The sequence below is a fragment of the uncultured Nitratireductor sp. genome (genome assembly GCF_913053745.1).
Classification (GTDB): domain Bacteria; phylum Pseudomonadota; class Alphaproteobacteria; order Rhizobiales; family Rhizobiaceae; genus Nitratireductor.
Genome location: NZ_CAJXGF010000195.1, coordinates 1 through 7,122, shown reverse-complemented (window position 1 = coordinate 7,122; position 7,122 = coordinate 1). Strand labels below are relative to the sequence as shown.

At 62.0% G+C, this 7,122-nt stretch carries 5 protein-coding genes and 1 pseudogene; 5 read left to right on the top strand and 1 reads right to left on the bottom strand.

What is annotated here, in order from left to right; translation table 11 throughout:
* From QZ638_RS21410 to QZ638_RS21395, 4 genes are all read left to right on the top strand, one after another.
* A partial coding sequence (locus QZ638_RS21410) for an FCD domain-containing protein (protein WP_366936271.1) occupies positions 1–332 on the top strand: 332 nt, incomplete at its 5' end.
* On the top strand, positions 256–1,113 hold the full coding sequence (locus QZ638_RS21405) for a HAMP domain-containing sensor histidine kinase (protein ID WP_366936270.1): 858 nt from the start codon (positions 256–258) through the stop codon (positions 1,111–1,113). The genes QZ638_RS21410 and QZ638_RS21405, both read left to right, overlap by 77 nt.
* A 178-nt stretch (positions 1,114–1,291) precedes the next feature.
* On the top strand, positions 1,292–2,350 hold the full coding sequence (locus tag QZ638_RS21400) for a Fe(3+) ABC transporter substrate-binding protein (RefSeq protein ID WP_295814268.1): 1,059 nt from the start codon (positions 1,292–1,294) through the stop codon (positions 2,348–2,350).
* A gap of 90 nt (positions 2,351–2,440) precedes the next feature.
* Positions 2,441–4,138 (top strand): iron ABC transporter permease, encoded by a 1,698-nt coding sequence (locus QZ638_RS21395; RefSeq protein ID WP_295814265.1) that lies wholly within the window; start codon positions 2,441–2,443, stop codon positions 4,136–4,138.
* A 252-nt stretch (positions 4,139–4,390) separates the two neighbouring features.
* Here QZ638_RS21395 and QZ638_RS21390 read toward each other — a convergent pair whose 3' ends face one another.
* On the bottom strand, positions 4,391–6,349 hold the full coding sequence (locus QZ638_RS21390; RefSeq protein ID WP_295814262.1) for an acetoacetate--CoA ligase: 1,959 nt from the start codon (positions 6,347–6,349) through the stop codon (positions 4,391–4,393).
* A 412-nt stretch (positions 6,350–6,761) separates the two neighbouring features.
* On the opposite strand from QZ638_RS21390, the pseudogene QZ638_RS21385 reads away from it, so the two are divergent.
* Positions 6,762–7,122: pseudogene (locus QZ638_RS21385) on the top strand (AsmA family protein); the annotation flags it as partial.

Here is a 7,122-nt window from a genome sequence, read left to right as displayed (position 1 = left end):
TGGAGCGTCTGGAGCACGACCTGCATGTCGACATCCTCCTCAGATGCGACAACGCGCAGCTTCGCGATACGATCCGCCGAAGCCAGTTGCCGACGATCATCGCGGCGCACTCGACCTTCAAGAACGTTCAGGGAGCGAACGAGATCGCGGCAATGCTTGATGAGCATCTGACCATCTTCGATCAGCTCATCGCAGGGCGGCGTGAGGCCGCGATGCAGACCCTGGAGGCGCATCTCCGCCGCTCGATGGAGCCGAATGTGGCGCTCCTCGAGAAGCTGCGTTTCGCCGAGCCGTCCAACCTGCCTCCTTATCTGGTCCCGACACCACGCTGATCTGCGGGCCTGCGTTTCTGTGAGGCTTTGGGGCGATTTCCTGCTATTCAGCCGCGTGCTTGACATGCACGACTCTGCCGGTCAGTCAGGTAACCTGATGCTTCGGCAACAGAATTCAGGAAGGGGCGACATGGCACGGGGCCCGGAACCGCGCGATTCCAACGCAGCGGCACAGCTTCAGGTCGGCGCGCGCATCCGCCACGCGCGCATTCTCAAGGGCCTGCGCATGCGCGATCTCGCCAAGGAGGTCGGCTGCGACGAGAGCATGATTTCCAAGATCGAGGCCGGCGAGCAGGAGATGCATTATGAGGCAGTGTCCCTGAACGACGTGCTGGGGGAAACGGTTGCCATGATGCAGCCGCAGGCCAATCGCGAACGCGTCATCATCCGCTCCAGCTTCGCCTCCAATCTGCCCGAAGTGGTGGCGGACCCGCGCAGCGTGCGCCAGATCGCGCTCAACCTGCTTTCCAACGCCGTGCGCTACACACCCGCCGGCGGTCAGGTGATCATCTCCACCGCCTACAGTGCGGACGGGTCCGTGGTCATGCGGGTGCGCGACACCGGCATCGGCATGAACCCGGCCGAAATCGAGGAAGCGCTAAAACCTTTCAAGCAAATCAACAGCTTGAAGCGCAAGCGCGGTGATGGAACCGGTCTCGGCCTCCCCCTGACGCGCGCCATGGTGGAGGCCAATCGCGCCGTCTTTGCCATTAACTCGGTGCCCGCAGAAGGCACGCTCGTCGAGGTTTCGTTTCCGCCGACAAGAGTTTTGGCCGACTGAGCCGCACACGGCATGGTTGATGAAAAGATGACCATCCTAGTTTAGAATTCTTCTAAACTTATGATATTGCTTGCTTTTCCCTTGACGTTTGGTGATCTTTTCGTGAGATGGCTTTGCGCTGTGGACCGACCCGCACGCGTTCCCTGGGACCTTTAATCCCACAGGTTAGGAGACACCGATGCTGACAAACAAACTGATTGCCGCCCGCACGGGCCTCGCCGCGCTCGTTGCGGCGGGAACGCTCGCCGCCACGCTGCCCGCCGCGCAGGCCGAGGGAACGGTGAACATCTATTCCTACCGCCAGCCTTTCCTCATCGAGCCGCTGCTTGACGCCTTCACGGAGAAAACCGGCATCGAGACGGAAGTCTTGTTCCTCGACAAGGGGCTCGAGGATCGCATCGCCGCCGAAGGCTCGAATTCGCCGGCCGACGTCATCCTCACCGTCGACATCGGCCGCCTGATGAACGCCAAGGAAAAGGGCGTCACCCAATCCGTCGAGGACGAGACCGTCAATTCCGAGATCCCTTCGGAGTTCCGCGATCCCGAAGGGCATTGGTTCGGTGTGACGACGCGTGGCCGTGTGGTCTATGCCTCCAAGGAGCGTGTCGATCAGGACACGATCACCTATGAGGAGCTTGCCGACCCCAAGTGGAAGGGCAAGATCTGCATGCGCAGCGGCCAGCACAACTACAACATCGCCCTGTTTGCCTCGATGATCGCCCATCACGGCGAGGAAAAGGCCGAAGAGTGGATGAAGGGGCTGAAGGCCAATCTGGCCCGCAAGCCGAGCGGCAACGACCGCGCCCAGGCACAGGCCATTTATGCCGGCGAATGCGATCTGGGCATCGGCAACACCTATTACGTCGGCCTCATGATCAACAACGAAAAGGAGCCGGAGCAGAAGGACTGGGCCGGCGCGATGAAGGTCCTTTTCCCCAATTCCCAAGACCGCGGCACGCATGTGAACATTTCCGGCATGGCCATGGCCAAACATGCGCCGAATCGCGAGAACGCGCTTGAGCTGATGCGATTCCTGGGCAGCGCCGAGGCGCAGTCGATCTACGCCGAAACCAATTACGAGTATCCGGTTCTGCCGGGCGCGGAGGTTTCGGAAACCGTGCAGTCCTTCGGTGAGATCAAGCCGGACAGCCTTCCGCTTGCCGATATCGCGAAGAACCGCAAGGCGGCCTCCGAGATGGTCGACCGTGTCGGGCTCGATGACGGCCCGGCCAGCTAATCCGCCTGTGAACAGCAAAAGCCGGGTCCTTCGCAGGGCCCGGCTTTTTGCATTTGCGGACTCCTCAGCAATCGATCGGCTTGCGCTCTCATGACGGCCCATCCCGCGCCGACGGCACCGCTTCGCGAACGCCGCTTTCCCCGCGTTCGGGGCGAACCTCACGGTGCCGCGCGCTTTACCAGTCTGGTCATTGCATCGGCCGTTCTGCTTCCCATCGCCACCATCCTCTTCATAGCCCTATCGGGCTCGGGCGAGGCTTGGCCGCATCTCCTGCGCTATGTCCTGCCCCAATCGCTCGGCACGACGCTTCTGCTGCTCGGCCTCGTCGCCACCGGAACCGCGATCACGGGCGTGGGAGCGGCCTGGCTGGTGGTCGGCTACGATTTTCCCCTGCGCCGGCTTCTCTCCTGGGCGCTCGTCCTGCCGCTTGCCGTTCCCACTTACCTGGCCGCCTACGCCTTCGGCGAGTTCTTCCACTATGTCGGACCGCTGCAAACGGCTTTGCGCGCCGTCTTCGGTTTCGAAAGCGCGCGCGACTACTGGTTTCCCGACATCCGGTCCACCTGGGGCGCGGCGCTGGTCGTGACCTCGGTCACGTTTCCCTATGTTTACCTGACGACACGTGTCGTCTTCCTCATGCAGGGGCGCAACATCGCCGATGTCGCACGCACGCTGGGCGCGCGTCCGGCGCGCGTTTTCTTCCGCATTCTCCTGCCTGTTGCCCGCCCCGCCATCGTCGCCGGCCTGGCCCTCGTGATGATGGAAACGCTGAACGACATCGGCGCAGTGGAATATCTCGGCGTGCGCACGCTTACGCTCTCGGTCTATTCCACCTGGCTCAATCGCGGCAGCCTGGAAGGGGCGGCACAGATTGCCTCGGTAATGCTCGTGATCGTCTTCCTGCTTCTCACCGCCGAGCAATGGGCACGCCGCAAGCAGCGCTTTCACAGCGCCCGCGGCACCCAGATGCATGTGCGCCCGCCCCGTTTGCGGCTTGCGGGCCTGAAAGGCTGGCTTGCCACGGGCGTCCTGTCGCTGCCCATCCTTTCGGGCTTCGGCGTACCGCTCTTTGTCTTCGGCCGCTATGTCTCGAGGCGGCTTTACCAGTTCGCCGACCCACAGGTTCTGCAAGCCTTCCTGACAAGCGTCGCGGTCGCCGGCGTCACCGCGCTAGCGACGGTCATCATTGCGCTGCTGCTGCTCAATGCCATGCGCCTGTCGCGCTCCGCCTATACCATGGGCCTGGTGCGCCTTGCCTCGATCGGATACGCGCTTCCCGGCACGATCCTCGGTCTCGGCCTGCTTCTGTCTCTCGCCGCCATCGACAATGCGGTCGATCAGGCAGCCCGCGCCTATGGCGGGTTTTCGACGGGACTTCTCCTCACCGGCACGGCGGCCTCCATCGTCATCGCCTGCACGATCCGCTTCCTGGCGCTGGCCGAAAGCGCAATTCGCTCCGGTCTCGAGAAATTGCCGCCCAACCTCGATCAGGCGGCGCGCAGCCTCGGCAAGACGGCGAACCAGAGCGCCATGGCCATTCTGCTGCCACTTCTGAAGCCGGCGATCCTGACAGCCGCGATTCTCGTCTTCGTGGATACCGTCAAGGAGCTTTCGGCCACCATTCTCCTGCGTCCCTTCGGCTTTCGCACACTTGCCACGCATGTCTATGAAAACGCGTCCCGCGGTGTCGTCGAAGACGGCGCCGTCGCCGCGCTTCTGATCATCGCCACGGCCATTGTGCCGGTGATCCTCTTGTCGCGGCCGCTCATGCGCGACCACAACACCTGACCGACCCCTCCGGCAAAAAAAAAGCGCCCGAAACGGGCGCTTGAGGAATTTGAATGCTGTCAAAAACGGGGCTTGGCGAACATCTGCATGAACAGTCGGACCTGTGTCCGGCTCGTCAAGTTAGCCGACACTATCGCGGGCGAACCCTTAACAGGACCTTACCGGACCGCCGAGAAATTTACCGAACTGTACCACTTGTGAAGTCTCGGTAAATTTCGGCTTCATCGTTCCTTAACCATGGACCCGCCGGGATCAATTCTTGAGCGCTGGAATATCGCGGTAAAGCTCCAGCGCTTCCGGGTTGGCGAGCGCCTCCTTGTTCTTCACCGCGCGGCCGTGAACGATGTCGCGCACCGCAAGCTCGGTGATCTTTCCGGATTTGGTGCGCGGGATGTCGGACACCGCGACGATGCGCGCTGGAACATGCCGCGGGCTCGCCCCCGTCCTGATCTTGCTGCGGATCGTCTTTTCCAATGCCGCGTCCAGCACAACGCCCTCGGCCAGCCGCACGAAAAGCACGACGCGCACATCGTCTTCCCATTCCTGACCGATGCAGATCGCCTCCAGAATTTCCGGCAACTGCTCCACCTGGTTGTAGATCTCGGCCGTGCCGATCCGCACGCCGCCAGGGTTGAGCGTTGCGTCCGAGCGGCCATGGATCACGATGCCGCCATGCTCCGTCCATTCGGCGAAATCGCCATGGCACCAGACATTGTCGAACCGGTCGAAATAGGCCGCGTGATACCGCTCGCCTTCCGCGTCGTTCCAGAAGCCGATGGGCATCGCAGGAAAGGCGCGCGTACACACGAGTTCGCCCTTGCCCTCGGCGAGCGGACGTCCCGCGTCGTCCCACACCTCGACCGCCATTCCAAGCCCAGCCGCCTGGATTTCACCGACCCAGACCGGCAGCGTCGGCACGCCCAGAACGAAGCAGGACACGATGTCCGTTCCGCCCGAAATCGAGGCAAGATGCACGTCCGTCTTGATGTCTTCATAGACGAAAGCGAAATTTTCCGGCGCCAGTGGCGAGCCGGTCGACGAGATGGTCTCCACCGTCGAGAGATCGTGGCTCTCCATCGGTTTCAGCTCGGCCTTGCGCACCGCATCGATGAACTTTGCGGAGGTGCCGAAATAGGTCATGCCTTCGGCGTCGGCATAGTCGAACAGCACGTTGCCGTCCGGATGGAACGGTGAGCCGTCATAGAGCAGAAGCGTGGCCTCGCAAGCCAGTCCGCTCATCAGCCAGTTCCACATCATCCAGCCGCATGTGGTGAAGTAGAACAGCCGGTCTCCGGGCTTCAGCCCCGCATGCAGACGGTGTTCCTTGGCGTGCTGCAGCAGCGTGCCGCCGGCCGAATGCACGATGCATTTGGGAATCCCGGTCGTGCCCGAGGAGAAAAGGATATAAAGCGGATGCGAAAAAGGGAGCCGCTCGAATACGGGATCGCCGGCCTCGTACGCCGCCACCGCTTCATTGAAAGCCTCGGCCTTCTCGATCTTCGAGGCCGTCTCGCCGGCATGGCCGAGATAATCGACGATCAGCGCCTGTTTCACACTCGGCAGTTTGTCGAGAACCGCCGCCGTCTTTTCCGAAACGTCGAAGGATTTGCCGCCGTACCAATAGCCGTCCGGCGCGATGAAGATGGTCGGCTCGATCTGTCCAAACCGGTCGAGCACACCCTGAACGCCGAAATCGGGCGAGCAGGACGACCAGACGGCGCCGAGCGAGGTGGCGGCCAGCATGGCCGCGAGCGTTTCGGGCATGTTGGGCATCATCGCGGCAACGCGGTCGCCCGCCTTCACCCCCTTTGCACGGAAAAGCTGTTGCAGGCGCGATACCGTTGCGTGCAACTCGTCCCACGAAAGACGCCGCTCGACCTTGTCCTCGCCGCGAAACACCACCGCGTCGCCGCTTCCCGTTCCACGCAGCAGGTTTTCCGCGAAGTTCAGCCGCGCATCTGGAAAAAAGGAAGCGCCCGGCATGCGGTCGCCATCCACAAGAATACGTTCGCCCTTTTCGCCGACAACGCCGCAAAAATCCCAGACCAGGGACCAGAAGGCCTCACGATCGTCGATCGACCAGGCATGGAGCGCACGATAATCGGGCAGTTCTCTTCCTGCCAAGGTTTCGGCGCGCTTCGCGAAAGCCGAGATGGGCGCTTCGTTCCTCCGGTTGTCAGATGGTTTCCAAAGCGGCTCGGCTGCACTCATACTGTTCCTCCTCGTGGCCCCTGGCATTTTTGAACCGGTAGAATCACCCGGCATCCGCGTGAATGCGGAAACATTAAGAGACAGAACGACCTTGCGCGTCTGGATGAAGGCGCGGCGCTCCGGCACCGATCGCTCTTCTTACGCATTTCCGTCCCTTGGCGGCAATGGTCTCGTTTGAAACAATCCGCCCGCTTTGCACGACGATCCTGGCGAAGTGACGCAGAAAGCGGTGCAATACCCGCCCATGACGCGACAAGTCCTTGAATTGCCATACGTCATGTTTAAACCCGTAAGGAGCTGTGAAGTCGGTATCTGCCGGCGTTACAGCACCGTGGCATCACACGGGCACCGTGCAAACAGTGTTCGGTCCGGGTCGGAAAAGCGCCGGACAGAGCGTCGAGGATGAGGTTCCATGCCCTCGTCGGCAATGAAGAAAAGCATTTGGGCATTGATCGTCGCCGCCTCGATTGCGGTGGTGGTCGTGTTGTGCCTGCCGATATTGGCATCGACGCAGATCGTGCGCGACAGCGTGGCCCAACAGGTAAGCGCCTGGAGCGGCTATCGTGTCCGACTGGACGACGCCCCCGAAATCCGGGTTTGGCCGTCTTTCAGAGCGGTGCTGAACGACGTCGTTCTTTCCGACTGGAACGACGATGGCGGCCCCGCCGTCATGGAGGCGGAACGCGTCGAGATAGATCTTTCGGCCCTCGCCGCGCTGCGCGGCGAGGTGGTCTTCACCAAGATTCGTCTCGTCCGTCCGGTCTTGCGGCTGG

Coding starts and splice junctions, on each gene's coding strand:
- QZ638_RS21390 (WP_295814262.1), bottom strand. CDS start 6,349: ATGAGTGCAGCCGAGCCGCTTTGGAAACCATCTGACAACCGGAGGAAC.
- QZ638_RS21405 (WP_366936270.1), top strand. CDS start 256: ATGTGGCGCTCCTCGAGAAGCTGCGTTTCGCCGAGCCGTCCAACCTGC.
- QZ638_RS21400 (WP_295814268.1), top strand. CDS start 1,292: ATGCTGACAAACAAACTGATTGCCGCCCGCACGGGCCTCGCCGCGCTC.
- QZ638_RS21395 (WP_295814265.1), top strand. CDS start 2,441: ATGACGGCCCATCCCGCGCCGACGGCACCGCTTCGCGAACGCCGCTTT.